The 26,298-nt window shown below is 74.2% G+C and carries 22 protein-coding genes and 2 pseudogenes; 13 read left to right on the top strand and 11 right to left on the bottom strand.

The genetic code is table 11. The annotated features are described in order from the left end of the window. Positions 1 to 92: 92 nt before the first annotated feature. Complete coding sequence (locus ACIP5M_RS26955; RefSeq protein ID WP_401201536.1) at positions 93 to 743, top strand: hypothetical protein; 651 nt, start codon at positions 93 to 95, stop codon at positions 741 to 743. Positions 744 to 762: 19 nt separating this feature from the next. Here the strand turns inward: ACIP5M_RS26955 and ACIP5M_RS26950 are convergent, their stop codons facing one another. After that, a complete protein-coding gene (locus tag ACIP5M_RS26950; protein WP_401201534.1) occupies positions 763 to 3,279 on the bottom strand; it encodes an ABC transporter in 2,517 nt (838 codons plus the stop codon). Positions 3,280 to 3,289: 10 nt separating this feature from the next. After that, on the bottom strand, positions 3,290 to 4,279 hold the full coding sequence (locus tag ACIP5M_RS26945; RefSeq protein WP_401201533.1) for an LLM class flavin-dependent oxidoreductase: 990 nt from the start codon (positions 4,277 to 4,279) through the stop codon (positions 3,290 to 3,292). A 58-nt stretch (positions 4,280 to 4,337) separates the two neighbouring features. Between ACIP5M_RS26945 and ACIP5M_RS26940 the strand changes: the two genes are divergently transcribed. Further along, a complete protein-coding gene (locus tag ACIP5M_RS26940; protein WP_401201532.1) occupies positions 4,338 to 4,829 on the top strand; it encodes a hypothetical protein in 492 nt (163 codons plus the stop codon). Positions 4,830 to 4,964: 135 nt separating this feature from the next. Here ACIP5M_RS26940 and ACIP5M_RS26935 read toward each other — a convergent pair whose 3' ends face one another. Further along, positions 4,965 to 5,180, bottom strand: a complete 216-nt coding sequence (locus tag ACIP5M_RS26935) for a dodecin (RefSeq protein WP_069922859.1) — start codon at positions 5,178 to 5,180, stop codon at positions 4,965 to 4,967. Positions 5,181 to 5,346: 166 nt separating this feature from the next. Here ACIP5M_RS26935 and ACIP5M_RS26930 point away from each other — a divergent pair, with 166 nt between their 5' ends. From ACIP5M_RS26930 to ACIP5M_RS26920, 3 genes and pseudogenes are all read left to right on the top strand, one after another. Continuing rightward, a complete protein-coding gene (locus tag ACIP5M_RS26930) occupies positions 5,347 to 6,609 on the top strand; it encodes an extracellular solute-binding protein (RefSeq protein WP_401201530.1) in 1,263 nt (420 codons plus the stop codon). Positions 6,610 to 6,771: 162 nt separating this feature from the next. Continuing rightward, a complete protein-coding gene (locus ACIP5M_RS26925) occupies positions 6,772 to 7,596 on the top strand; it encodes a GNAT family N-acetyltransferase (protein WP_401201529.1) in 825 nt (274 codons plus the stop codon). Then, positions 7,593 to 8,120, top strand: a pseudogene (locus tag ACIP5M_RS26920) (lysophospholipid acyltransferase family protein); the annotation flags it as partial. The gene ACIP5M_RS26925 and the pseudogene ACIP5M_RS26920, both read left to right, overlap by 4 nt. Positions 8,121 to 8,413: 293 nt before the next feature. On the opposite strand, the gene egtD reads toward ACIP5M_RS26920, so the two are convergent. The 4 genes from egtD to egtA are packed head-to-tail and all read right to left on the bottom strand — an operon-like array spanning position 8,414 to position 12,880. After that, positions 8,414 to 9,406, bottom strand: a complete 993-nt coding sequence (gene egtD, locus ACIP5M_RS26915; RefSeq protein WP_401201528.1) for an L-histidine N(alpha)-methyltransferase — start codon at positions 9,404 to 9,406, stop codon at positions 8,414 to 8,416. After that, complete coding sequence (gene egtC, locus ACIP5M_RS26910; protein ID WP_401201526.1) at positions 9,403 to 10,179, bottom strand: ergothioneine biosynthesis protein EgtC; 777 nt, start codon at positions 10,177 to 10,179, stop codon at positions 9,403 to 9,405. The genes egtD and egtC overlap by 4 nt, the downstream gene beginning before the upstream one ends. Beyond that, positions 10,179 to 11,483 carry an ergothioneine biosynthesis protein EgtB gene (gene egtB / locus ACIP5M_RS26905; protein WP_401201525.1) on the bottom strand — a complete coding sequence of 435 codons (1,305 nt, stop codon included), beginning with the start codon at positions 11,481 to 11,483 and terminating at the stop codon, positions 10,179 to 10,181. The genes egtC and egtB overlap by 1 nt, the downstream gene beginning before the upstream one ends. Beyond that, entirely contained in the window at positions 11,480 to 12,880 is a 1,401-nt protein-coding gene (gene egtA / locus ACIP5M_RS26900; protein ID WP_401201524.1) for an ergothioneine biosynthesis glutamate--cysteine ligase EgtA, read from the bottom strand. The genes egtB and egtA overlap by 4 nt, the downstream gene beginning before the upstream one ends. Before the next feature lie 104 nt (positions 12,881 to 12,984). Here egtA and ACIP5M_RS26895 point away from each other — a divergent pair, with 104 nt between their 5' ends. After that, a complete protein-coding gene (locus ACIP5M_RS26895; protein WP_401201523.1) occupies positions 12,985 to 13,821 on the top strand; it encodes a TIGR02452 family protein in 837 nt (278 codons plus the stop codon). 104 nt (positions 13,822 to 13,925) lie between these two features. On the opposite strand, the gene ACIP5M_RS26890 is transcribed toward ACIP5M_RS26895, so the two are convergent. Further along, on the bottom strand, positions 13,926 to 14,390 hold the full coding sequence (locus ACIP5M_RS26890) for a type II toxin-antitoxin system PemK/MazF family toxin (RefSeq protein WP_401201521.1): 465 nt from the start codon (positions 14,388 to 14,390) through the stop codon (positions 13,926 to 13,928). Positions 14,391 to 14,519: 129 nt separating this feature from the next. On the opposite strand from ACIP5M_RS26890, the gene ACIP5M_RS26885 reads away from it, so the two are divergent. Both ACIP5M_RS26885 and ACIP5M_RS26880 read left to right on the top strand, forming a co-directional pair. Further along, positions 14,520 to 15,182, top strand: coding sequence for an O-methyltransferase (locus tag ACIP5M_RS26885; RefSeq protein WP_401201519.1), 663 nt, complete (start codon positions 14,520 to 14,522; stop codon positions 15,180 to 15,182). A gap of 5 nt (positions 15,183 to 15,187) precedes the next feature. Next, positions 15,188 to 15,916, top strand: coding sequence for an MOSC domain-containing protein (locus ACIP5M_RS26880; protein WP_401201518.1), 729 nt, complete (start codon positions 15,188 to 15,190; stop codon positions 15,914 to 15,916). Between the two features lie 6 nt (positions 15,917 to 15,922). Here ACIP5M_RS26880 and ACIP5M_RS26875 read toward each other — a convergent pair whose 3' ends face one another. The 3 genes from ACIP5M_RS26875 to ACIP5M_RS26865 form a co-directional block, all read right to left on the bottom strand. Then, positions 15,923 to 17,353: an amidase gene (locus ACIP5M_RS26875; protein ID WP_401201517.1), complete on the bottom strand. Its 1,431-nt coding sequence runs from the start codon at positions 17,351 to 17,353 to the stop codon at positions 15,923 to 15,925. A gap of 97 nt (positions 17,354 to 17,450) precedes the next feature. Then, positions 17,451 to 18,146, bottom strand: coding sequence for an alpha/beta fold hydrolase (locus tag ACIP5M_RS26870; RefSeq protein ID WP_401201515.1), 696 nt, complete (start codon positions 18,144 to 18,146; stop codon positions 17,451 to 17,453). A 121-nt stretch (positions 18,147 to 18,267) separates the two neighbouring features. Continuing rightward, positions 18,268 to 19,524 carry an MFS transporter gene (locus tag ACIP5M_RS26865; RefSeq protein WP_401201513.1) on the bottom strand — a complete coding sequence of 419 codons (1,257 nt, stop codon included), beginning with the start codon at positions 19,522 to 19,524 and terminating at the stop codon, positions 18,268 to 18,270. 296 nt (positions 19,525 to 19,820) lie between these two features. On the opposite strand from ACIP5M_RS26865, the gene ACIP5M_RS26860 reads away from it, so the two are divergent. The 5 genes and pseudogenes from ACIP5M_RS26860 (at position 19,821) to ACIP5M_RS26840 (ending at position 25,920) form a co-directional block, all read left to right on the top strand. After that, positions 19,821 to 20,867, top strand: a complete 1,047-nt coding sequence (locus tag ACIP5M_RS26860) for a LacI family DNA-binding transcriptional regulator (RefSeq protein WP_401201511.1) — start codon at positions 19,821 to 19,823, stop codon at positions 20,865 to 20,867. 272 nt (positions 20,868 to 21,139) lie between these two features. Then, positions 21,140 to 22,339 carry a thiolase family protein gene (locus ACIP5M_RS26855; RefSeq protein ID WP_401201509.1) on the top strand — a complete coding sequence of 400 codons (1,200 nt, stop codon included), beginning with the start codon at positions 21,140 to 21,142 and terminating at the stop codon, positions 22,337 to 22,339. 169 nt (positions 22,340 to 22,508) lie between these two features. Next, a complete protein-coding gene (locus ACIP5M_RS26850) occupies positions 22,509 to 23,948 on the top strand; it encodes an aldehyde dehydrogenase family protein (RefSeq protein ID WP_401201508.1) in 1,440 nt (479 codons plus the stop codon). Between the two features lie 82 nt (positions 23,949 to 24,030). Beyond that, entirely contained in the window at positions 24,031 to 24,435 is a 405-nt protein-coding gene (locus tag ACIP5M_RS26845; RefSeq protein ID WP_401201506.1) for a thioredoxin family protein, read from the top strand. 41 nt (positions 24,436 to 24,476) lie between these two features. Then, positions 24,477 to 25,920: pseudogene (locus ACIP5M_RS26840) on the top strand (dihydrolipoyl dehydrogenase family protein). Positions 25,921 to 26,298: the final 378 nt, after the last annotated feature.

The following is a 26,298-nucleotide window of genomic DNA, read 5'->3' as shown; positions in this document are numbered from 1 at the left end:
TCGGCTGACCCGATCCGCCGACCGGGCGCTCGTACGGGCCGTACGCCGCGCCGCGGCCCGGCGCCCCGCGGCGCGTGCGGAACAGTGGCGGCATGCCACATGCCTCCGCAGGGTCCGGACCGCGCCGCCGCAGCGTGCTGGCGGCGGCCCTGGCCCCCCTCGCGGCGACCGGCTGCTCGGCGGACGAGGAGCCCCGCACCCCGGCCCCGGGCCCGCAGCACGGCCCGGACGCCCTGGTCATGGTGATCCGGCACGCGGAGAAGCCGTACGCCGGCGACACCGGCTCGGACGAGGAGGGCGAGGACGACCCCGGCTCGCTCGCCGGGCGCGGCTGGCGCCGGGCCGGGGAGCTGCCGCGGCTCTTCCTGCCGGCCCGCGGCTCCTCGCTGCCCCGCCCCGCCGCGGTCTTCGCGGCCGGCGGCAAGGGCCGCGCGGCCCCCGCCCGCTGCAGGCAGACCGTGGCGGCGCTGGCCGCGGCCCTGCGCACCCCGGTCCGCACCGAGTTCGCCCTCGGCGCCGAACCGGCCCTCGTGCGCGCCGTCCTGGCCGCGCCCATGCCCGTACTCGTCTGCTGGGAGCACACCGGCGTCCCCCGCCTGGTCCGCGCCCTCGGCGCCGACCGGGTCCTCGGCGTCCCCGCGACCTGGCCGGACCGCCACGACCTCATCTGGACGTTCACCCGCCGCCAGGGCCAGTGGAGCTTCCGGGAACTGCCCCAGCACCTGCTCCCCGGCGACGCCTGAACCCCGGCGCGGCCTGGCCCTACCCGTGCCGCGCCCCGGCGGCCCCGAGGGCCCGCGCCAGGTAGCCCGCCGTACGGCTGTGGCCGCCCGGGGCGCCGGCCACCTCCCTCGGCGTGCCCGCCGCGACCACCCGGCCTCCGTCCGCGCCCCCGCCCGGGCCCAGGTCGATGACCCAGTCCGCGCCGGCCACCACCTCCATGTCGTGCTCCACGACCACCACCGAGTGCCCGGCGTCCACCAGCCCGTGCAACTGCCGCAGCAACACCCGTACATCGGCCGGATGCAGCCCGGTCGTCGGCTCGTCCAGCAGGTACAGCGTGTGGTCCCGGCGGAGCCGCTGGAGTTCCGTGGCCAGCTTGATCCGCTGTGCCTCGCCGCCCGACAGCTCGGTCGCCGGCTGCCCCAGCCGCAGGTAGCCCAGCCCGATTTCCTCCAGCGCCCGCAGGCTGCGCGCCGCCGCCGGGACCTCCGCGAAGAACCGGGCCGCCGACTCCACCGTCAGGCCCAGCACCTCGGCGATGTTCAGCCCCTCGTAACGGACCTCCAGGGTCTCGGCGTTGTACCGGGCGCCCCCGCACTCCGGGCAGGGCGCGTACGTACTGGGCAGGAACAGCAGCTCCACGGAGACGAAGCCCTCGCCCTGGCAGGTCTCGCACCGGCCGCCCGCCACGTTGAAGGAGAACCGCCCCGCCTTCCAGCCCCGCGCCCGGGACTCCGGCGCCGAGGTGAACAGCCTGCGCACCACGTCGAACAGACCGGTGTAGGTGGCCAGGTTGGAGCGCGGGGTCCGGCCGATCGGCTTCTGGTCCACCTCCACCAGCCGGCGCACCGGAAAGTCCGGCTCCGCGAGCCGCTCGCCCACCTCCCGCGCCAGCGCCTGCCCCACCAGCGTCGACTTCCCCGACCCCGACACCCCGGTCACCGCCGTGAACACCCCGAGCGGGAACTCCGCGTCCACATCCCGCAGGTTGTGCCGGTCGACCCCGGTGAGCCGCACCGCTCCCGTCGCCTTGCGTACGGGCCCGGCCGCCGGCGCCGGCACCTCGCCCGCCGAGAAGAGGTGCCGCGCCGTCGCCGACTCCGTCACGCGGGCCAGCCCTTGCGGCGGCCCGCTGTACAGCACCTGCCCGCCGTGCTCCCCGGCCATCGGCCCCACGTCCACCAGCCAGTCCGCGTGCCGCACCACGTCCAGGTGGTGCTCCACGACGAAGACCGTGTTCCCGGTTTCCTTCAGCCGGTCCAGTACGCCGAGCAGCGCCTCGGTGTCGGCCGGGTGCAGCCCCGCCGACGGTTCGTCCAGGACGTACACCACCCCGAACAGCCCCGACCGCAGCTGGGTGGCCAGCCGCAGCCGCTGGAGCTCCCCGGCGGACAGGGTCGGCGCGGCGCGGTCCAGGCTCAGGTAGCCGAGCCCGAGCTCGACGACCGGCCCGATCCTGGAGCGCAGGTCCTCGGCGAGCACCCGCGCAGCCTCCCCGTCCGGGCGGGCCGCGGCGAGTACCCCGTCCAGGGCGGTCAGCGGCAGTGCCGCCAGCTCGGCGATGCCGCGGCCCGCGAAGGTCACGGCCAGGGCCTCGGGTCGCAGCCGCCGCCCCTCGCACGCCGGACACGGCGAATCGGCGAGGAACTTCTCGGCCCGGGCGCGCAGGGTGGCGCTCTTGCTGTCCGCGAAGGTCCGCATCACATAGCGGTGGGCGCTCATGTACGTGCCCTGGTAGGGGCGTTGGATCCGCTCGGCCTCCCGCACCGGGTGCACGGTGACCACCGGCTGCTCCTCGGTGAACAGGATCCACTCGCGGTCCTTCGCCGGCAGCTCCCGCCAGGGCCGGTCCACGTCATGGCCCAGCGCCTCCAGGATGTCCCGCAGGTTCTTGCCCTGCCAGGCGCCCGGCCAGGCGGCGATGGCCCCCTGACGGATGGACAGCCGCGGATCCGGCACGAGGAGTTCCTCGCTGGTGCGGTGGATCCGGCCCAGTCCGTGGCACGAAGGGCAGGCTCCGGCCGCCGTGTTGGGGGAGAAGGCGTCGGAGTCCAGCCGCTCCGCTCCCGGGGGATGGGTGCCGGCCCGGGAGTACAGCATGCGCAGGGAGTTGGAGAGCAGGGTCACCGTGCCGACGGAGGAGCGCGAACCGGGGGAGGAGCGGCGCTGCTCCAGGGACACGGCCGGCGGCAGCCCCGTCACGGAGTCCACCTTCGGCGCGCCGATCTGGTGGATGAGACGGCGGGCGTACGGGGCCACGGACTCGAAGTACCGCCGCTGGGCCTCCGCGTAGAGCGTGCCGAAGGCGAGCGAGCTCTTCCCTGAGCCGGAGACGCCGGTGAACACGGTCAGCGCGTCGCGCGGGATGTCCACGTCGACGCCGCGCAGGTTGTGCTCCCGGGCACCGCGGACCCGTACGAAGGCGTCCCGGGCCGACGGGGGACCGGCTTCGGGGCGACCGGGGGCGCGGTGACCGGCGGACGGGCCCGTGCGGGAGGGGCCGTCGGGAGAGGGGTCGTCGGGGCAGGGGCCGTCGGGGCGGGGGGAGTGGTGCATTCGTCCCAGTTTAGAGGCCGGTGATCCGAGCCAGCCTGCGGTACGAGTCCAGCAGCGCCGTCCGGTCGTAGGTGGAGGTGGTGACCAGCAGCTCGTCCGCGCCGGTCAGCCCGGCCACCTCGGCCAGCTCGGCCGCGACCTGCTCCTCGGTGCCGTGGACGTGCCCGGCCAGCGCCCCCTCGTACAGCTCCCGCTCCTTCGGTGTCATGGCCAGCGCCTCGACCTCCTCGGCCGGGCGGAGCGGCGGGAAACTGCCGCGGGTGCGCGAGTGGGCGACGGACCACGCCTCGGGGAGCAGGATCCGCCGGGCCTCCTCCGGGGTGCCGGCCACCGCCACCGTGCCGGAGACCACCACGTAGGGCTCCGCGCCCCACGCCGAAGGCCGGAACTCCTCGCGGTACCTCTCGACGGCCTCGGTGACCCTGCCGCGGGCCCGCAGGTCCCCCACCACCAGCGGCAGACCGGCCCGGGCGGCGATCCCGGCCCCCTCGCCGGTGGCCAGTACGTAGGCCGGTATCCGCAGCCCCTCGGCGGGCCGGGCGTGCACCTGCGGATGGGCCCGCTGGCTCCCGTCGAGCCAGCCCAGCAGCTCGGCCAGCTGCTCCTCGAACCGGTCGGCGTCCCCGGTGTCGCGGCCCAGGGCGCGCCGGATGCCGTTGGTGAAGCCGACCGAACGGCCGAGCCCCATGTCGATCCGGCCGGGGAACAGCGCCTCCAGGACCCCGAACTGCTCCGCGACCACCAGCGGCTGGTGGTTGGGCAGCATGACCCCGCCCGTGCCGACGCGGATGCGCCGGGTGGCTCCGGCGACGGCAGCGGCCAATACGGTGGGTGCGGAGCCGGCGACCCCCGGCACGCTGTGGTGCTCCGACACCCAGAACCGGTGGTAGCCGAGGTCCTCGGCCAGGCGGGCCAGCTCCACGGTGTCGCGCAGGGCCTGCGCGGCCTCGTGCCCCTCTCGGGTGCGCGACCGGTCGAGTATGGAGAGTCTGCGGATCACACAGCTCTCAACGCCAGGGGACCGTCAGGATTCCCGGCCCCGGCACTACGGTTGCCGGATGAGCGAGAACACGCACCGGCCGCTGGCCGTTTTCGACATCGACAACACCCTCGCGGACACCGGTCACCGCCAGCACTTCCTGGAGCGCCGCCCGCGCGACTGGGCCGGCTTCTTCGGCGCCGCCCCCGCCGATCCGCCGCTCGGACGCGGGGTGGAGCTGGCGGTGGAGAGCGCGGCCGACTGCGAGGTGGTGTACCTGACCGGCCGCCCGGAGCGGTGCCGCGCGGACACGGTGGAGTGGCTCGCCCGGCACGGCCTGCCCACGGGCCGGGTGTGGATGCGGGGGAACCAGGACCGGAGGCCGGCCCGGACGACCAAGCTGGAGGTGCTCCAGCGGATCGCCCGGGGCCGGGAGGTGCGCGTGCTGGTGGACGACGACGAGCTGGTCGTCCAGGCGGCGCGCGCGGCGGGCTTCCGCGTGGTCCTGGCGGACTGGGCGGCGGAGGCACCCGAGCTCAAGGAAGCCCAGGAGGCCGAAGGCCGGACCTGAGCGCGGCGGACCGGGGACCGAAGGACCGGGGGCACCCCGACAGCCATGGAGGAGGGGACGGTGACGGCCCACGGCGCGGCGACGGCCGACGGGCGGCGACGACGGGGGAGAGGGGACGGGAGCCCGGGGGCCTGCTCAGTCCTCGCCCTCCAGGCGGAAGCCGACCTTCAGCCCCACCTGGTAGTGGGCGATCGCCCCGTTCTCGATGTGCCCGCGCACCTGGACGACCTCGAACCAGTCCAGGTTCCGCACGGTCTGCCCCGCCCGGGCGATCCCGTTGCGAATGGCCTGATCGATGCCCTCGTGGGAGGTGCCGACGATCTCGGTCACCCGGTAGGTGTGATTGGACATGGAGGTCTCCCGACAGTGGGTGGCTAGGGCCAGGATCTACGGTGCCCCAGTAAGTCCCGCTCCGCGAACTTTGCGTGAACAATCCGGCGCCAAAGTCCCTTGACCGGCCCATTGGTCTATGCCAATTTCAAGCCATCTGACATCGACCCACCAGAAGGTGACCTTCGTGAAGATGCGCTTCCTCGCCGTGTGCACCGCCCTCGCGGCCGCGACCGCCCTGACGGGATGCAGCCCGTTGGCCGGCCAGGGCGGGGGTACGCAGAAGGTGACGCTCTGGCTGATGAAGGGCAGCGCCTCGGAGGACTTCATCGACCGGTTCACCGACACCTTCGAGAAGGAACACCCCGGCGTCGACCTGGACGTCAGGATCCAGGAGTGGACGGGCATCGGCGAGAAGGTCAACGCCGTGCTGAAGGGCACCGGCGAGGAGAGTGCCGACGTCATCGAGGTCGGCAACACCCAGGTCGCCCAGTACATCGAGACCGGCGGCCTCTCCGAACTGACGCTCGAAGGCCTGCGCCAGTGGGGCAACAAGGACTGGCTCCGAGGCCTTTCCGACCCCGGAAGCGTCAACGGCGCACAGTACGGGGTGCCGTGGTACGCCGCGAACCGGGTCGTGATCTACAACAAGGACCTCTTCGCGAACGCCGGGATCAAGTCCGTGCCCAAGAGCCGCGCCGAGTGGATCCAGACCACCCAGAAGCTCGACAAGGGCGACCAGCAGGGCATCTACCTCGCCGGCCAGAACTGGTACGTCCTCGCCGGCTTCATCTGGGACGAGGGCGGCGAGCTCGCCGTCGAGACCAACGGCCAGTGGATCGGCACCCTCGACGACGACAAGGCCCTGGCCGGCATGGAGTTCTACAAGCAGCTCCAGGCCCTCGGCGACGGCCCCAAGGGCGCCGACGAGGAGACGCCCCCGCAGTCCGAGGTCTTCGCCCGCGGCCGGGTCGCCCAGATCATCGCCCCGCCCGGCCAGGCCGCCGCGATCGAGGAGGCCAACCCCGCCCTCAAGGGCCGGCTGGGCTTCTTCCCGATCCCCGGCAAGACCCCCGACAAGGTCGGTTCCGTGCTCACCGGCGGCTCGGACCTGATCATCCCCGAGCGCACGAAGCAGCGTAAGAACGCGGTCGACGTGATCACCGCCCTGGTCAGTGAGAAGTGGCAGACCGAACTCGCCCGCACGATGAGCTACGTACCGAACAAGACCAGCCTCGCCCACGTCGTCGAGGGCAACGAGGGCGCCGCGAGCATGGCCCCCGGAGCCGCCCAGGGCCGGGCCACGCCGAACTCCGCCCGCTGGGCCGAGATCGAGGCCAAGAACCCGATCAAGCCCTACATGACGGCCGTCCTCACCGGCCAGGACCCCCGACAGGCGGCCCGCACGGCCTCCGAGACGATCGGCACGGTGCTCAGCGGCGACCGCTGACCCGGCCCTGCCCCCTGCCCGAACCGGGGGCGTCTTGTTCAGCGTCCGCACATCCGCGGGCCGCTGAGCGGTCATGTCGAATCCAGCCGGTCACGGAAGAAGTAAAGGAGCCAGGCCACGCACCTGCCGGCCTGGCCCACCGTGCCCGGTTCAGGAGCCGCCATGACCATCGCACCCCTGTCCCCGTCCCCGCTTCCCCCCACCGCCCCGGTCCCCACCCCCGAGGCGATCCCGGCCCCGGCCACCGCCCCGGCCCAGGGCCCCCGCTACGCCGTCCGCATCGCCCGCGACGAGGCCGAGGTCCGCGCCGCCCAGCGCCTGCGCCACCAGGTCTTCGCCGGCGAGCTGGGCGCCCGCCTCGACGGGCCGGAGCCCGGCCTCGACTCCGACGCCTTCGACGCGTACTGCGACCACCTCCTCGTCGTCGAGGAGGAGACCGAGCAGGTCGTCGGCACCTACCGGCTGCTGCCCCCCGAGCGCGCCGCCGTCGCCGGACGGCTCTACTCCGAGGGCGAGTTCGACCTCTCCGCCCTCGCCCCCATCCGCCCCGACCTCGTCGAGGTCGGCCGCTCCTGCGTCCACCCCGACCACCGCAACGGCGCCGTCATCGCCCTCATCTGGGCCGGCCTCGCCCGCTACATGGACCGCTCCGGCCACAACTGGCTCGCCGGCTGCTGCTCGATACCGCTCGCCGACGGCGGAGTACTGGCCGCCGCCACCCGCGAGGCCGCCCTGGCCCGCGCCCTCGCCCCGAAGGAGTACCGGGTCACCCCGCACCTGCCCTGGAACCCCGAGGGGATCGCCTTCCCCGCCCGCATGGAACTGCCCCCGCTGCTGCGCGGCTACCTGCGCCTCGGCGCCTGGGTCTGCGGAGAGCCCGCCCTCGACGCCGGGTTCGGCTGCGCGGACCTGTACGTGCTGCTCTCCCTGCGCCGCACGAACCCCCGCTACCTCAAGCACTTCCTCTCGCTCGCCCCGGGCGCATGAGCGTCTGGCTGCCCACCTCGCCGTGCACCCCCGAGGGCTGCGCCGGCCACGAAGGCGGCACCGCGAGCGTCCCGCACGCGGTGCTCCGGCTGACCGCCGCCGTCGCCCTGCTCCTCGCCGGGATCCTGGGCGCCCCGCCCGTCCGGATGCTGCCGGCCCGCCCCCGCCACGCGGTGGTACGGGCCTGGTCGGCCGCGCTCGTACGGGCCTTCGGGATACGGATCACCGTGCACGGCAGCCCCGGCCCCGACGGCGGCCGCCTGATCGTCGCCAACCACATCTCCTGGCTGGACGTCCCGCTCGTCGTCGCCGTCCTGCCCTGCCGGATGCTGGCCAAGAGCGACATCCGGAGCTGGCCGCTCCTCGGCCGGCTCGCCGGGCGCGCCGGGACCCTGTTCATCGAACGCGACCGGATCCGGGCCCTGCCCGAAACCGTCGCCACCGTCACCCGTGCGCTGCTGGCAGGCGACCGCGTCACCGTCTTCCCCGAGGGCTCCACGTGGTGCGGGCGCGCCCGGGGCCCCTTCCGGCGGGCCGCCTTCCAGTCGGCTCTGGACGCGCGGGTGGCCGTACAGCCCGTACGCCTCGCGTACCTGCGGGGCGAGGGGGACACCGCCGGGGAGCCGGCCTTCGTCGGGGACGACCCGCTGACCGCCTCGCTCTGGCGCATCGCACGGGCTCGGGGGGTGCGGGCCGAGGTCAGGCTGCTGCCGCGGATCCCGCCGGGCCGGTACGCGGACCGGCGGGACCTCGCGGCCGCGGCTCAGCAGGCCGTCGCCGGCGCCGTCACCTCACCGCCGCTGCGGGGCACGCCCGCTCAGCCTGCCGGGCCGTCGGGGTCGGCGCCGCCGTCGGCGACCGAGAGGGACAGCGCGAAGCGGCCCGCCGCATCCGTCCACCACTGGGTCAACTCAAGTCCGGCAGCAGCCAGTTCCTTGCGCAGGCCCTCCTGACGGAACTTCGCGGACACCTCCGTGAGGATCTCCTCACCTTCCTCGAACGGCACCACCAGATCCAGCGCCCGGATCTTCACCAGCACCTCCGACCGGGCCCGCAGCCGCATCTCGATCCACTCCTGCTCCCGGTTCCACACCGCCACGTGTGCGAAGTCGGCGGTGTGGAAGTCCGCGCCCAGCTCCCGGTCGATGACGGCCAGCACGTTCTTGTTGAACTCGGCCGTCACGCCCTGCGCGTCGTCGTACGCCGCCACCAGCACGTCCTCGTCCTTGACCAGGTCCGTACCGATCAGCAGCGCGTCCCCGGGCGACAGCATCGCCCGTACGGACGCCAGGAACACCGCCCGCTCCGGCGGCAGCAGATTCCCGATCGTGCCACCCAGGAACACCACCAGCCGGGGCCCCGGGGACTCCGGAAGGTGCAGGGCGGCGGTGAAGTCGGCGAGCAGCGCGTGCACCCGCAGCCCGGGGTGCGCCTCCAGCAGGGTCTGCGCCGCACCGCGCAAGGCGCTCTCGCTGACATCCACCGGGATGTAGGTGTCCAGCGCCGGCAGGGCCTCGATCAGGTGCCGGGTCTTCTCCGAGGAACCGGACCCCAGCTCCACCAGGGTCCGGGCCCCGCTCGCCGAGGCGATCTCCTGCGCCCGCTCCAGCAGGATCTCGCGCTCCGCGCGCGTGGGGTAGTACTCGGGCAACCGGGTGATCTCCTCGAAGAGTTCACTGCCCCGCGCATCGTAGAACCACTTCGGGGGCAGCACCTTGGGCGTGTGCGTCATCCCGTGCAGCACGTCCGCGCGCAGCGCGGTCTCGGCGGCGTGCTCGTCGAGGGTCCGGGTCAACTGGAAGTCACTCACGGGCGCTCCTTCTCCCTCAGCGGGGTCTCCTTGAGCGGGGTCAGGTCGACCCGGTCACGGGTGGCGGTCAGCAGGGTCAGGTCGGGCACTTCGAACCAGCGGGGATCCGCGTCGTAAGGCTCGGACGCCACCACCACGCGGTGCGCCTCCGCATCGGCCAGGTACCAGAGCGAATCGCCCCAGGCCGTCGCGGCGATCGTGACCCCGTCCGTCAGCAGCAGGTTCAGCCGGGAACCGGGGGCCGCCTCGGCCACTTCCCGGACCGTCTCGGCCAGCGCCGTCCCGGAATCGTCCCCGGCGCGCAGCCGGTGCAGGACCAGCGCCCAGACCAGAGCCGAATCCGTGCGCGCCGCCAGCCGCAGCAGCTCCGCGGGCGGCAGGCCGACCGCGAGCGGAGCCGCCGAGTCCGGCCAGTCCCGCACCGAGCCGTTGTGGCTGAACAGCCACGGCCCCTCCGCGAACGGCGCCGCCGCGGCCTCCCCGTCGGCGCCCGGCCGCGTGCTGTCGCGTACGGCGGCCAGCGCGGCCCCGCTGCGCACCACGCGGGCGAGATCGGTGAAGGTCAGGTCCGCCCAGATGGGCCCGGACCGGCGGTAGCGCGCGGGAACGGGATCGCCCTCCGCGTACCAGCCGACCCCGAAGCCGTCGGCGTTGACCGTTCCGCTGCGCTGGCGGCGCGGCTCCCAGGCCTGGCGCACCAGCGAATGCTCGGGCTCGCTCAGCAGCCTCCCGAGGGGTATCTCATCGCCCAGGTAGGCGAGATGACGGCACATCAGACATCCCTCGCAGTGCGGAATCCGGAGAAGATCTGCCGCCGGACGGGCAGGTCCCAGTTGCGGAAGGTGCCCCGGCAGGCCACCGGGTCCACCGCGAAGGAACCGCCGCGCAGGACCTTGTGCTCCGGGCCGAAGAACACCTCCGAGTACTCGCGGTACGGGAAAGCGCGGAATCCCGGATACGGCAGGAAATCGGAGGCCGTCCACTCCCATACGTCGCCGATGAGCTGGCGCACCCCCAGCGGGGAGGCCCCGGCCGGATAGCTGCCCGCGCGGGCCGGGCGCAGGTGGCGCTGGCCCAGGTTGGCGTGCGCGGGGGTCGGGTCGGCCTCGCCCCACGGGTAGCGGGTCGAGCGGCCGCTCACCGGGTCGTGCCGGGCCGCCTTCTCCCACTCCGCCTCCGTGGGCAGCCGGCGTCCCGCCCAGCGCGCGTAGGCGTCGGCCTCGTACCAGCTGACGTGCACCACCGGTTCCCCGTCCGGCACCGGTTCGGTCACCCCGAAGCGGCGGCGCAGCCACTGGCCGGCCTCGCGGTGCCAGAACAGCGGTGCCCCGATGCCGTGTTGGCGGATCTGGTCCCAGCCCGCCGGCGTCCACCAGCGCTCGTCGCGGTAGCCGCCGTCGGCGATGAAGGCCTGGTAGGCGGCGTTCGTCACCGGCGCCGTGTCGATCCAGAACGGCGCCGTCTCCCGGGTGTGGGCCGGCCGCTCGTTGTCCAGCGCCCACGGCTCGGTGGACGTTCCCATCGTGAACGGGCCGCCCGGGACGAGGACTTCGGCCGTGGGCGGCGGGTCGTACGGGGCGTCCGGGTCGGGGGCGGTCAGGACCGCCGCCCCGCGCCGGAGCTGATGGGTGATCAGCATCGTCTCATCGTGCTGCTGTTCGTGCTGGGCGATCATGCCGAAGGCGAAGCCGTCGTCGAGGAGCGCGGTGCCCTCCAGCGGGGTGTGCTCCAGCAGGTCGAAGACCCGGCCGCGTACCTCGGCGGCGTAGCGGCGGGCCTCGGCGGGGCCGAGCAGCGGCAGCTTCGGCCGCTCGGAGCGGGGGTGCTGGAAGGCGTCGTAGAGGGTGTTGATCTCGGGGCGCATGAAGTCGCGTCCGGCGACGCGGCGCAGCAGCCAGAGCTCCTCCTGGTTCCCGATGTGCGCCAGGTCCCAGACCAGCGGGGACATGAGGGGGGAGTGCTGCGCGGTGAGGTCCTCGTCGGTCACGGCGTCGGTGAGCACGGCGGTACGGGCGCGTGCGGCGGTCAGGGCGGCGACCGCCCGGTCCCGCAGGGCGGGTGGGGGCGTGGTGGTCACGGGCGGGCCTCCTTCCCGGTGGCCGGGCGGTGGGAGCGGTGGCGGGCGTGGCGCTCGGGCAACTGGTCGGGACGCGGCTCGGACGGCCGCCCCGACGGCTCGGACCGCGGCTCGGAGCGCCGCTCGGAGCGCCGCTCGGGCGGGTCGTCGGCCGGGCAGCGGCCGCGCAGCACGTACCGCTCGGTGAAGGAGCCCACCGTGTCCCGGACGTGCGTGCTCGCGCCGAGCCGCGGCAGCGCCTCAGCGACGGCACGGAAGCAGGTCCTGGCGGCCGCCCGCAGTTCCGGGTCGGCCGGCCCGTGCCGGGCCGCCGCCCGCCAGAGCGGATTGCGCGGCGCGGACCGGGTCCCGTACGTGTCGGCCAGCGCCTTGGCCACCCGGTACCCGGTCTCGGCGGCCTCCGGATCGTCGAACAGCGCGTGCACCACGGCGACCGGGACCAGCCAGCCGTCGACGCCGGGCTGCGCATCGATCATCCGCAGCTCCAGGTGGCCGCGCGGCCGGACCGGGGGGAACAGCGTGGTGAGGTGGTAGTCCAGGTCCTCCGCGGTCGGGGGTCGCAACCCGCCCGCGGCGGCCGGGCCGCTGCCGCGCAGCCAGTCGCGGAAGGTCATGCCCCGGGGCGCCGCCCACGGCCCGCCGTCGTAGGACCGTACGCACAGCACCTCGGTGTCCAGCGCCTGCCGGGTCCAGCCGGTGCGCGGCGCGGCGTCCAGCGGCGGGGCGAGCGCGCGGCGGCTGTCGATGTCCGCCCAGTACCCCTGGCGGGCGCTGCGCCAACCGGCGTACGGGCCTTCGCGGCCGGGGGAGTTGGCGAAGGCGGCCACGAGGACCGCGCCCAGCAGGTGGGCCAGCCGCCAGCGCCGGCCGTGACCGAGCGCCCCCGGTTCCTCGTGCCCGGCGTCCACGCAGACCTGCACGGACGCGGAGCCGCACATCATGGCGCGCCCGGCCGGGCCGGTGCGGTCGAAGTAGGCCTCCATCGCGTCGTACCGCGGGCTGGTCAGCAGCCGGCGGTACGGGACGCGGGGGTCCTGGCCGGCGCCGTGCAGGGCCAGGCCCTGGGCGGCGAGCGCGGCCCGTACGGCGGTGAGATCTGCCTGTAGCCCGTCCACGCAGCCGGTGAGGGAGCCGGCGGGGGCCGAGCTGAGCTCCAGCTGGCCGCCCGGTTCCACGGTCACCCGGGAGTTCAGGGGAAGCGCGCGGGCGGCGGCGTGCGCGGCGCGCAGCCGCTCGGGGGGAACGGGTTCCTCGGGTCGTTCGGCGTCCACGACCAGCCATTCGAGCTCCGCTCCGAGGAGGCGGGGCGGGCCGGTCTTGAAACAGATGCCGTGGATCAGGTCCTCGGCCTGGGTTTCGGTGAGTGAGGGCGGGGGTGGGTCGTGTGCCTGTGACATGAGCGGGTCCTGTCTCCCGTCGTCGGCCGTGACATCACCCGTCCTTACCCGTCTCTCGGTCAACAATGCCCTTGCCGCCGGAGATCCGGGTGGATGATGGCGGTGTGCGAAGCAGATTGCGTGAGATCGCGCGGGAGAACGCGGACATCCTCGCGGCCGGTGGCTACCGGACGCGGTCGGGACGGCAGGTCTCCCTGGCCGCCGCCCTGGCGGAGGCCAAGGCAGGAACCAGGGTATATGGACCAAACCAGGTCGTTCCAGACGAACAGATCATCCGTGGATCCGCCCGGACCGCCTTCGAGGTGACGGGCGAGAGCAGCACCGTCGCGGCACGCAGACTGGCGGCCGAGGGCTTGGACCAGCCCGAGGGGGTGGCCCGGGTGGGCGTGCTGAACTTCGCGTCGGCCTGGAATCCCGGAGGTGGCTACGTCCGCGGGGCCAATGCCCAGGAGGAGGCCCTGTGCCGCGCCTCGGCCCTGTACGAGACGCTGCTGGAGGCTCCGGAGTACTACGAGGTCCACCGCGCGGGACGCAGCGCCTTCTACACCGACCGGGTGATTCACTCACCCGGGGTGCCCGTTTTCCGCGACGACGACGGCGAACTGCTGGAGAGCCCCTTCCGGGCCGGCTTCCTCACCTCCCCGGCGCCGAACGCGGGCACGATCGGGCGGGAGGAGCCGCAGCGGGCGGCCGAGATCCCGGGGGTGCTGCTGCGGCGCGGGGAACGCGTCCTGGAGGTGGCGGTCCTGGGCGGCTACCGGCGGCTGGTACTGGGCGCCTGGGGGTGCGGGGTGTTCCGCAACGACCCGGCGGTGGTCGCGGACGCCTTCCGGGTGCTCCTGACGGGCCGCTTCGCGGGGGTCTTCGAGCGGGTCGTGTTCGGCATCCTCGACCGCGACCCGCGCATGCGCGAGCCCTTCGAGCGGGCCTTCCCGGCCTGAGGGCCGGCCACGGCCCTCCGCCACCGCGGCAGGCGGCGCCGGTGCGGGCTGGGCCCGGGCGGGCGCGGTGACAGGGCCCCGGCCGCCCGGGCGGTGCGTGCGGGTCAGTGCCAGCCGTAGCGCTGCCTGAGGCGGTCGGTCACCATACGGAAGCGGGCGCGGTCCAGGGCGCACGCCTCGCGGCGCATCCCCGACTCGTGTACGCGCAGCACCCGATCCAGGTCCACCCAGGACTCCCGGCCCGCCGAGTCCCAGGGGCCGGAGCCGAGCGGCACCCACTCCCGGTCGGCGTCGTGGCGCTTGCTCGACAGCTGGACGGCGAGCAGCGTGCTCCCGCCCGCCTCCCGGGCCACCACCAGCACGGGCCGGTCCTTGCCGCGGCCGTCGTTCTCCTCGTACGGCACCCAGGTCCAGACGATCTCGCCCGGGTCCGGGTCCCCGTCGGGGTCAGGTGCGTACTCGGTCCGCACCGGGCCGATGGCGTGCGGATCGGCCTCGGTGGTTGCGGTGGCCCCGTCACGTCCGGGCCGGCCGAGAGGGGTGTTGCCATGGGGGGAAAGTGCCGTCATCCGGGTGAGGTTACCGGCCCGGGGCCCCACAGGACGGGATCCGTCCGCGGAGCGCGGGCCGTCTGTCGGACGAACGCGCTCTGTAGTAAGTTTTCTTTGAAAACTCACCTGTTGGGGAGGGGTACGGACATGGGTCAGCAGACGTGGACGGCTGTCGACGCCTACTTCGACGGGCTGCTCGTCGAGGAGGACGAGGCCCTGACGGCCGCCGCGCGGGACAGCGAAGCCGCAGGACTGCCGCCCCATCAGGTCGCCCCGAACCAGGGCAAGCTGCTGAACCTCCTGGCCCGCATCCGCGGGGCGCGTTCCATCCTGGAGATCGGCACCCTCGGCGGTTACAGCACCATCTGGCTCGCCCGTGCCCTGCCCGAGGGCGGGCGACTGGTCACGCTGGAGGTCGACGACCACTGTGCCGACGTCGCCGCCGCGAACATCGCCCGCGCCGGCCTGGACCACGTCGTCGACATCCGCCGCGGCCGGGCCGTCGACGTTCTGCCGGGGCTCACGGAGATCGCGCCGTTCGACCTGGTCTTCATCGACGCCGACAAGCCGTCCAACCCCGAGTACCTCCGCTGGGCCCTGGAACTCACCCGGCCCGGCAGCGTCATCATCGGCGACAACGTCGTCCGTGAGGGAGCCGTGGTCGACGGCGCCAGTGACGACCCCCGGGTGCGGGGCGTGCGCCGCTTCACCGAGCTGATCGCCGAGCACCCCCGGCTGACGGCCACCGCCCTGCAGACCGTCGGCAGCAAGGGGTACGACGGCCTCGTCATGGCCCTCGTCACGGACTGAGGAACATGGCGGACACGGGCGGTACGGTGCTCGGCACCATCGAGCGGATCTGGCGGTACCCCATCAAGTCCACCGGCGGCGAGCGGCTGGAGGAGGCCGCCGTCGACCGCCGGGGTCTCGTCGGCGACCGCCTCTACGCGGTGCGCGACGGCGACGGCAGGTTCGGGTCGGGGAAGAACACGCGCCGGTTCCGGCGGATGCCGGGCCTGTTGCGACTGGCGTCCCGGTACCGCGGGCAAGGGGAGGCACCCGAGCTGCTGGACCCGGACGGAGAGCCGGTTCCCGACCCCACCGCCCACCTGCGGCGCCACCTCGGACGCGAGGACGTCGAACTGGCCCGCGAGGGCGCCGTCTCGCACTTCGACCAGCTCCCGCTGAGCCTGTTGACCACCGCCACCCTCGACTGGGTCCGTACCGCCGTGCCCGGCGTGCCCGTCGACGAGCGCCGCTTCCGGCCCAACCTGCTGGTGCGGACACCGCCGGGCACGCGGCCGTTCGTGGAGGACGAATGGTTCGGCAGCGCTGCGCGCATCGGCGAGGACCTGCGGGTGCGGTTCGAGCGCTCCAGCGAGCGGTGCGTGATGACGAACGAGGCCCAGCCCGGCCTGCCGCACTCCCCGCTCATCCTGCGCGCCATCGCGCGGGCGCACGACACGCGGCTGGACGCCCTGGCCACGGTCACCCGCCCGGGACGGGTCCGCGTCGGCGACCCGGTGCGCCTGATCGGCGGCTGACGGACCTCAGCCCGGCCGCTTCGCCGCCCAGCCCTCCACCGCCTCCACCTGTGCGGCCAGCGCCAGCAGCGTCGGCTCCGACTCGCCCGGCCCCAACAGCTGGGCGCCCAGGGGAAGTCCGGACCTGGTGAATCCCGCCGGGATGTTCACCCCCGGCCAGCCCAGGACGTTCCACGCCCAGGCGTACGGGCAGGCGGCGATCATCGCCCGGTCCGTGGCCATCGCCCCGAGACCGGCCAGCGCGCCGATCCGCAGCGGGGGAGTGGCCGTCGTCGGAGTCAGGACCACGTCGAAACGGCCGAAGATCTCGCCGACCCGCCGCCGCAGCACCGACTCCGCCCGGCGGGACACCCGCAGCGGCAGACCGCCCAGGATCCGGCCCGTCCGCACGGCCTCGTGCGTACGCGGGTCCAGCAGCGCCCGATCCGGCACCCGGGACGCCCAGTCCCGTACGCCCGTCGTCGCGCGGGGGACGAAGGTCAGGCCGATGGGGCCGTAACGGGGGTCCCGCGGTACCACCTCGTGGCCCAGCGACTCCAGCCGCCCGGCCAGCCGCTCCACTGCCGAACGGACCTCCGGGTCCAGGGATTTGGCCGTCGCCGTGAACGGCATCGCGAAGGAGAGGGCGATCCTCAGCCGGCGCGGGGCGCGTCCGGCCGCCTCGACCGCGCAGATGCGGGCCGGCCGGTGCAGGTCCTCGGGGTGCGGGCCGCTCGCGGCGTCCAGCAGCAGCGCCGCGTCGGCGACCGTGCGGGCCAGCACCCCGTTGACGGTGAGCCCGTGGAACGACTCCGGCTCGGGCCAGGTGGAGATGCGCCCGCGGTGCGGCTTCACGCCTATCAGGTGGGTCCAGGCCGCGGGGATCCGTACCGATCCCGCTCCGTCCGAACCGAGCGCCGCCGGCACCAGCCCCGCCGCCACGGCGGCCGCGGAGCCGCCCGACGAACCGCCGGGCGTGTGGGCCGGGTTCCACGGATTGCGGGTCTCGCCGAAGGCCCCGCCCTCGGTGAAGGGCCACTGCCCCAGCTCCGGGGTCTGGGTCTTGCCGACGATCACGGCGCCGGCCGCGCGCAGCCTGCGGACCGCCTCGCTGTCGGCGGTCTTCGGGGCGAAGTCCCCCGCGCAGCCGAAGGCGGTCGGCTCACCGGTCACGTCCATGTCGTCCTTGACGGCGAGCGGGACGCCCAGCAGCGGCCGCCGCTCCCCGGCCGCCAGCCGCCGGTCCGCCGCGTCCGCCTCCGCCAGGGCGGCCTCGGCGCGCACGGTACGGAAGGCGTTGAGCTCCGGCTGCGCGGCCGCGATCCGGCGCAGCGAGCGCTCCGTCAACTGCCGTGACGAAACGAGGCCTTCGGCCAGTGCGGCGGCCATCTCGACCAGGCCGTCCGGCCCGTCGGCGCCGGCCGCCGCCGTCCCGGCCGCCGACGTCGTTGCCCTCACCGAAGAATCCGACACCGCGACCACTCCCCATGACCGGTTACCGCTTGGTAGCTAAACCGTAATGGGGAGTGGCCGCGAGTGACCAGGGTTGCCCGACCTAGATCCAGCCCTCGAGAGAGGACATGAACCCGTCGAAGTCATCGCGGTGGATGGTGTGTCCGGCACCGGCGACCGAACGCACCTCGAAACCGCGGTCCTTGAGGATCTCCGCCCGCTCCCGCGTGATCAGGTGGCTCGGATCGGCGAGCTGCACCAGCGAGGGGACCACCGGCGCGGCCGGCATCAGGTCCGATCCCATCAGCGCGGTGAGGCCCAGTGCCGTCGTCTCGTCCCACACCGCCAGGGTTTCCAGCTCGATGTCGACGTCCGCTTCCTCCCAGCGCGGGTTCATCGCCTGGATCTGCTCCTTGGGCGCCGCCTTGAACCGGGCGAACAACTCCGGCCCGAAGCCCTCGGCGGGAGCTGCGAGGTACCAGGCCGGGTCGGAGAACACCGCCCGCTTCGGCTTCAGCCGGTCCACCGCGAGCGACAGGGTCAGCCCGCCCAGGGAATGGCCGAGGGCGAGCTCGGCACCGACGGGCAGCGTGTCGACCACGTCGTCGGCGTAGATCTCCGGGCCGTACTCACCGCGGCCGCTGGCCCCGTGGCCCCGCAGGTCCACGGCGATGACGCGGTAGCCGCGGTCGGCGAGGGCGGGACCGACCCGGCGCCAGGTCCGGTGGTCGGCCATGATGCCGTGGATCAGCAGGGCGATGCGGTCGCCCTCGCCCCAGGTGTGGGTGTGCAGCTGCACGGTGGTGCCCTTCTCTGCTCTGTCGGTGCTGTCGGTGCTGTCGGTGCTGTCGGTGCTGTCGGTGTTGTCTGAGCTGTCGGTGTGGTCGGTTCGGCGGGTTCGGAGGCGGCGGCGGCCCGCGTCAGCGGACGCCGCGGATGGGCTTCACGGCCAGGGCGCCCGCCACCGCCAGTACGGCCGCGACCACGAACAGGGCGGTGTACCCGCCGCTGAGCGAGACGACGACCGAGGCGATGAACGGAGCGATGATCTGCGGCCCGGCGTTGGCGATGTTGAGCACGCCCATGTCACGTGCCGCGTCCTCGGCCTTGGGGAGCACCATCGTCACCAGCGCCGTGTCCACGGCCATGTAGCAGCCGAACGCGAGCCCGTTGACCACCGAGAAGACCAGCATCGCGCTCCAGCCGGTCGACACGGCCGGGATCACCAGCGCCACCGCGGACAGCAGGGCGGAGGCGCCGACGAAGAGCTTGCGGCGGTCGAACCGGTCGGAGAGGTAACCGCCGAGGACGGTGGAGACCACCATCGCCACGCTGGTCAGCGGCATCATCACCGCGACCGCGGCCTCCGGCTCCATGCCGTCGGGCAGCAGGGTGTGGTCCTGGAGGATGTACAGCTGGTACCCGCTCACGGCGAAGTAGCCGAGGACCAGGAGCGCCCGCCCGATGAAGGCCCAGCGGAAGTCGTGGTCGCGCAATGCGCTTGCGAAGGCGGCGAGTTGGGCCTTGACGGGCAGGGGCGCGCGGGCCGGGAGGCGCTGCTCGCGGGTGCAGGTGGTGAACAGGACCGCGGCCCCCGCCACGAGCGCGCCGAAGACGAGGTAGCCGGTGCGGTAGTCCTCGGAGAAGGCCGCACCGATCAGCGCACCCAGGGTGGAACCGAACGGCAGGCCCAGGCCGACCGCCGCGGAGGCCTTGCCGCGGGCGCTCATCGGCACCCGGTCGGGCACCACGGAGGTGATGGCGGCCTGGTAGACGTTCATGACGGCCTGGCCGAGGCACCAGGCGATCGTGATCAGCAGGACCGTGTCGGCGAAGCCGAGCAGGAACATCGCCGGGACGGCGGCGAGACCGCCGCCGAGGATCCAGGGGTTGCGCCGTCCGCTGCGGTCGGACAGGGCCCCGGCGACCGGGTTGAAGACCGTCGCGAAGATCGCCGACACCCCTGCGATCACGCCGAAGTTCGACACCTTGTTCGCGGGATCGATGTCTTCCACCTGGAGCGCGAGCAGGACGCCGGCGACGCCCACGTAGAGCGCGTACATCGCGGAATTGCCGACCAGCAGCAGCGGGAGCAGCCCGCGTCCGGGGCCGGACCGCGCGGTCGCGTCGGTGGTGGCGGCGGTGGCGTTGCCGGTGCCGGGGGAGGAAAGGGCCACGGTGCCCTCCTGGGCGGGTGCGTGCGGATGAGGGGTGCCTGCGGGGGAGGTGCGGGAGGTACGGACTGGCAGGGCCGGCGGACCGGCGGGAGGGTGCACGCCGCCCTGTCGCGACGGCGGGGGTGCGACGGAGCGCGACAGGGCGGCGCACGACGGGACACGTGCGGCGACCCCGGATGCGGAGGTGGTGACGCCGTGGTGACACGTGTCAATGAATCGTGTAACCACTGTGTAGCACCCGTTTCCGGCCATCCGCTAGCCCCCGGGCGCAACCGGTCTGGAAAGATGCCACGGCAATGTCTCAGTCATCGAAATCGACGAAGTCGCCCGCACCGGCCTCCGGGACCGCCGCACCGCCGCCCCCGGTGCCCACCAGCGCCGACGTGGCCCGACTGGCGGGCGTATCGCGCGCCACGGTCTCGTACGTCCTGAACAACGCGGAGGCGGTCCGCATCAGCGAGCCGACCCGGCGCAAGGTCCGCGAGGCCGCCGAGGAGCTCGGGTACGTCCCGCACGCGGCCGCCCGCAGTCTGCGCGCCGGGCACACCCGGATCGTGCTGCTGCCCACCTCGCATGTGCCGATCGGGCCGCTGTACGGCAGCTTCCTCAACGAGCTCGAGCGGGCCCTGCGCCGCCTCGGCTACACGGTGGTGCAGTACGGGAGCCTCGGACTCACCGGTGACGAGGCCGCCCGGGCCTGGGCGGAGCTGCGACCGGTGGCGGTGATCTCCCTCGGCCAGATCACGCTCTCCGCGCAGCACGTCGCCACCCTCAAGCGGGCCGGGGCCCGCGCGGTCATCACCATGGGTCCGGTCGGCGTCCCGGGGGCGCACGCGCTGGTCATGAACCAGGAGGAGGTCGGCGTACGGGCCGCCGCCCACCTGGTCGAGCGCGGCCGGCGGCGGATCGGCGTGGTCGTGCCGGAGGAGGAGGGGCTGGAGCTGTTCTCCGCGCCCCGGCTGGCGGGTGCCCGCTCGGTGCCCGGCGCCGAGGTCGAGGCGCTGCCGCTGGCGTACTCGGAGGAGTCGGCCGCGGCGCTCGCTGCCCGCTGGCGCGGGCTGGGACTGGACGCGGCCTTCGCGTACAACGACGAGTACGCGATGCTGCTGATGCGGGCCCTCCAGGACGAGGGGCTGCGCGTCCCCGAGGACGTGGCCGTCATCGGGGCCGACGACCTGCTCCTCGGCCGGCTGCTGCGGCCGCGCCTGAGCACGGTGCAGATCGAGCTGCCGACGGGTGACCACCTGGCGTCGCTGGTGGACCACGCGGTGCGCGAGCCCTCGCAGGTCACGGAACGGCACGACCTGATGGCGGCCACCGCCATCGGCCGCGAGTCGACCTGATACGGCCGGGGGCCGGTCCGGGGGGTCGCGGTTCGGCTCAGGTGCCCCGGCGCCCGGCCCCGGCCCCGGCGCCGCGGCCGTTTTCCGAGTGCCTCGCCCGGGCCTTGAGCCGGTGCTCCCACGGCGCCGGCGCCCCGGGGGCCGTTGACAGGCGGCGACGTGCGGACGGAGACTGCGGGCGCGCCCCACCGGGCGCTTCCGGCGGCGTCTCCCGGTGCGCACATCGGCACCGGTGCGCCACCGCCCGTACGGATCCGCGCAGGAGAGACCCCATGAGCATCCGCACCGTCCGCGACGTGTACGTCGTCGACGCCGTCCGCACCCCGATCGGCAAGTTCGGCGGGGCCTTGGCCGGGGTCCGGCCGGACGACCTCGCCGCACACGTGGTGCGCGCGCTGGTGGACCGTACGCCGGCCCTCGATCCCGCGCGCATCGACGACGTGGTCTTCGGCGACGCCAACGGCGCGGGCGAGGACAACCGCGACGTCGCCCGCATGGCCGTGCTGCTGGCCGGGCTTCCGGTGAGCGTCCCCGGGGTCACCGTCAACCGGCTCTGCGGCTCCGGCCTGGAAGCCGTGGTCCAGGCGGCCCGTGCCATCGCCCTCGGCGACGCCTCCGTCGCCATCGCGGGGGGCGTCGAGTCGATGAGCCGCGCCCCCTGGGTGGTGCAGAAGCCCGAACGGGCCTTCCCCGCGGGCCACCAGCAGATGTGGTCCACCACCCTCGGCTGGCGGATGACCAACCCGCGCATGCCCGCGGAGTGGACCGGCTCGCTCGGCGAGGGCGCCGAACTCATCGCCGACAAGCACGCGATCACGCGCGAGGCGCAGGACGCCTTCGCCCTGCAGAGCCACCACAAGGCGGCGGCCGCCTGGGCCGCGGGGCTCTACGACGACGAGGTCGTGCCGTACCCCGGGGTGGACCTGGGCCGCGACGAGTGCATCCGCGAGGGATCCACCCCCGAGGCCCTGGCGCGCCTCAAGCCCGCCTTCCGGACGGACGGCAGCGGCACGGTGACGGCCGGCAACGCCTCCCCGCTCAACGACGGGGCCGCCGCCCTGCTGTTGACCGACGAGGCGGGGCTGGCAGCCACGGGCCGGGAGCCGCTCGCCCGGATCAGCGCCTCGGCCGTCACCGGGATCGAGCCGCAGCTGTTCGGCCTGGGCCCGGTGGACGCCGTCCAGCGCGCCCTGGACAAGGCCGGGCGCTCGCTCGGCGACCTGGCCGCCTTCGAACTCAACGAGGCTTTTGCCGCCCAGGCGTTGGGCTGTCTGGCCGCCTGGCCGGAGCTCGATCCGGCCGTGGTCAACCCGCGCGGCGGCGCCATCGCGATCGGCCACCCGCTGGGCGCCTCCGGGGCCCGGCTGGCCGGGGCGGTGGCGCACCAGCTGGCCGCGGCGGGTTCCGGTACCGGCATGGCGGCGCTGTGCATCGGCGTCGGGCAGGGCATCGCGCTCGTCCTGGAGCGCTGAGCCGCTCCTCAGGGGGCGAACGGCAGCGACAGGGAGGGCGTCGATCGTTTCCGGTCACTTCCGCTTGTCAACTGCCCAATAACTGAACAGAAGTGGTGCCTTCGGTCTGGCACGATGGCGCGTGCTGCCGCCCCCCGCCACGCCCATCCCCACCCGGAGGCCCCGCGTCATGCCGCTCCTCGACCCGACGTTCTGGCAGGACGGACCCACCCTCACCGGCGGCGCCGCCCCGGTCGTCGAACCCGCCACCGGCCGTACCCTCGCCACCATCGACCTGGCCGCGCCCGCCGATGTCGCGGAGGCCGCCGTACGGGCCCGGGCCGCCCAGCGTGACTGGGCGCGCGCCACCCACTTGGAGCGGGCGGCCGTGCTGCGCCGCGCCGGGGACCTGTTCGCGGCGCACGCCGACGAGCTGCGCGAATGGCTGGTCCGCGAGTCCGGGGCGATACCCGGCAAGGCGGCCTTCGAGCTGCACGTCGCCGCGCAGGAGTGCTACGAGGCCGCCGCGCTCGCCTCACGACCCACCGGGCAGGTGCTGCCCAGCGAGGCGCCCCGGCTGTCCTTCACGCGCCGGGTGCCGGCCGGGGTGGTCGGGGTCGTGGCCCCGTTCAACGCCCCGCTGATCCTCTCGATCCGCTCGGTCGCGCCGGCGCTGGCGCTCGGCAACGCGGTGCTGCTCAAGCCGGACCGCCGTACCGCCGTCTGCGGCGGGCTCGCCCTCGCCGCGGTCCTCGCCGCCGCCGGTCTGCCGGGCGGGCTGCTGCAGGTCCTGCCCGGGGACGCCGAGACCGGTGCCGCGTTGGTCGCCGACCCGCGCGTCCGGGTGGTGTCCTTCACGGGATCCACCGCCAGCGGCCGCGCGGTCGGCGAACTGGCAGGCCGTCACCTCAAGCGCGCACACCTGGAGTTGGGTGGCAACTCCGCCCTCGTCGTGCTCCGGGACGCCGATGTCGGGGCCGCCGTCGCCCAGGCCTCCTGGGGCACCTTCTTCCACCAGGGCCAGATCTGCATGACCGCCGGCCGCCACCTCGTGCACGCCTCGCTGTACGACGAGTACGTGGAACGGCTCGCCGCGCGGGCCGAGGCCCTGGTGGTGGGGGACCCGTACCGCGAGCAGGTCCACCTGGGCCCGCTGATCGACCGCGGCCAGCTGGAGCGCGTACACGCCCTCGTCGAGGCGAGCACCGAGCAGGGCGCCAAACTCGTCGCCGGCGGCACCCACCGGGACCTCTTCTACCGGCCGACCGTGCTGGCGGCGGTCGCCGACGACACCCCCGCCTACGCGCAGGAGGTCTTCGGCCCGGTCGCGCCCGTACGGTCCTTCGCGACGGAGGAGGAGGCGGTCGAGCTCGCCTCGGCGGGCCCGTACGGGCTCTCCCTCGGGATCGTGACGCGTGACGCGGGGCGCGGGCTGGACCTGGCCGAGCGGATCCCCACCGGGATCGCGCACGTCAACGACCAGACCGTCAACGACGAGGCCGTCGCCCCCTTCGGCGGGGTCGGCGTCTCCGGTACGGGCGCCCGCTTCGGCGGCGAGGCGAACCTGGACGCCTTCACGGAGCTGCGCTGGACCACGGCTCGCACCACCCCCGCCGACCACCCCTTCTAGGGGCGTACCGGTCCTTCCCGGAATGATGCGGGCAGGTCGTTCGTTCAAGGAGCAGACGGCTCAATCAGGAGGTCTGGACACCGTGGCTACAGTCGAGCTCACCAAGGAAAACTTCGACCAGACGGTCAGCGAGAACCCGTTCGTGCTGATCGACTTCTGGGCGGGCTGGTGCCGGCCGTGCCTGCAGTTCGCGCCGGTCTACGAAAAGGCTTCGGAGGCCCATCCCGACCTGGTCTTCGCGAAGGTCGACACCGAGGCGCAGCAGGAGCTGGCCGGGGCCTTCCAGATCACCTCGATCCCGACCCTGATGATCGTCCGGGACCAGGTGGCCATCTTCGCCCAGCCCGGGGCGCTGCCGGAGGCCGCGCTGACCGACCTCATCGGGCAGGCCCGGGCGATCGACATGGACGAGGTGCGCGCGAGGATCGCCGCCGGGCAGCAGACGGCGGGGGAGTCCGGCACGGGGCCCGGCACGCCGGAGGCCTGAGTGCGTGACGCGGGCGCGGCCGGGCGGTGACACTGGGCCGTATGACCGAAGCCGTGGAGTACGACGTCGTGGTGCTCGGTGGGGGGGCCGGCCGGCGAGAACATCGCCGACCGGACCCGCGCCGCCGGGCTGAGCACGGCCCTGGTGGAGAGCGAACTCGTGGGCGGCGAGTGCTCGTACTGGGCCTGCGTCCCCAGCAAGGCGCTGCTGCGGCCCGTGCTGGCCCGGGCCGACTCCCGCCGGGTGCCGGGCCTGGCCGACGCCAACCGGGGCGCCCTGGACACGGCGGCGGTGTTCGCGCACCGCGACTACTGGACCGGCAGCTGGAAGGACGACGGCCAGGCCGACTGGCTCGACTCGATCGGCGCCCACCTGTACCGCGGCCACGGCCGCCTCTACGGGATCCGCAAGGTCGCCGTGACCAGCCCCGAGGGCGAGCACCACGTACTGTCGGCCCGGCACGCGGTGGTGGTCGCCACCGGCTCCCGCGCCGTGATCCCCGAGCTGCCCGGCATCGCCGGGGCCCGCCCCTGGACCAGCCGTGAGGCGACCTCCGCCCAGGAGGTGCCCGGCCGCCTGCTGATCGTGGGCGGCTCGGTCGTCGCCGCCGAGATGGCGACCGCCTGGCAGGGACTCGGATCGCAGGTCACCGTCCTCGTGCGCGGCTCGCGGCTGCTGCCCCGGATGGAGCCCTTCGCGGGCGAGCTGGTCGCCGACGCGCTGCGCGAGGCCGGCGCCGTGGTCCGTACGGGGGTGAGCGTCGAGGCGGTCGTACGGGACGGCTCGACCGGGCCCGTCACCGTGGTGCTGGAGGGCGGCGAGACCCTGGTGGGCGACGAGCTGCTGATGGCGACGGGCCGGTCGCCGCGGACCGAGGACATCGGGCTGGACACGGTGGGCCTCGCCCCGGGCGAGTGGATCGGGGTCGACGAGAGCTGCCGGGTGCCGGGGCACGACTGGCTGTACGCCGTCGGGGACGTCAACCACCGCGCGCTCCTCACCCACCAGGGCAAGTACCAGGCCCGCATCGCGGGCGCCGCCATCGCCGCCCGGGCGGCCGCCACCGGCTCGGCGGACACCGAAACCGGCACGGACCGCTGGGGCCCGTACGCGGCGACCGCCGACACGCGGGCCCTGCCGCAGGTGGTCTTCACCGACCCGGAGGCGGCGGCCGTCGGTCTGTCCCTGGCCGAGGCGGAACGGGCCGGCCACCGGGTGCGCGCCGTCGACTACGACCTGGCCAAGGTGTCGGGCGCCGGGCTGTACGCCGACGGCTACCGGGGCCGGGCCCGGATGGTCGTCGACGTGGACCGCGAGGTCCTGCTCGGCGCGACCTTCGTCGGCCCGGGCGCCGCCGAGCTGCTCCACTCGGCCACGATCGCGGTCGCGGGGGAGGTTCCGATCGAGCGGTTGTGGCATGCGGTGCCGGCCTTTCCCACGATCAGCGAGGTCTGGCTGCGGCTGCTGGAGCAGTACCGGGGCTAGGAGGCGGGGTCCCGATTCGCCTCACTCGCCGGCGGGTCTGGGGTGGTGTTTTCCGGGGCGGGGCCCCGGTCCCCCGGGCGGGGCGTGGTTCGCCTCAATCGCCGGCGGGCTGGGGTGGTGTTCTCCGGGGCGGGCCCCGTTCCCCGGGCGGGGTGTGGTTCGCCTCAAACGCCGGCGGGCTGGGGGGTGTCCTCCGGGTGGGGCCGGAGCGGGGCTTGGGGCGGTGCCCCGCCGGAGTGTCTCCTCGGCTCGCGCACGAAGGCGTGCTTCGACATGTTCCAGGTGGTTGCGCGCTCGTCCTGCGGGGACACTCCGGCGTGTCCCCACCCCAAGCCCCACTCCGGCCCCACCCGGGCGCGAGTGGCATGGACACTCCCG

Source organism: Streptomyces sp. NPDC088762, assembly GCF_044750905.1.
Lineage (GTDB): Bacteria > Actinomycetota > Actinomycetes > Streptomycetales > Streptomycetaceae > Streptomyces.
The sequence above is the reverse complement of the archived record's forward strand: the minus strand, read 5'-3'. Positions and strand labels throughout refer to the sequence as shown.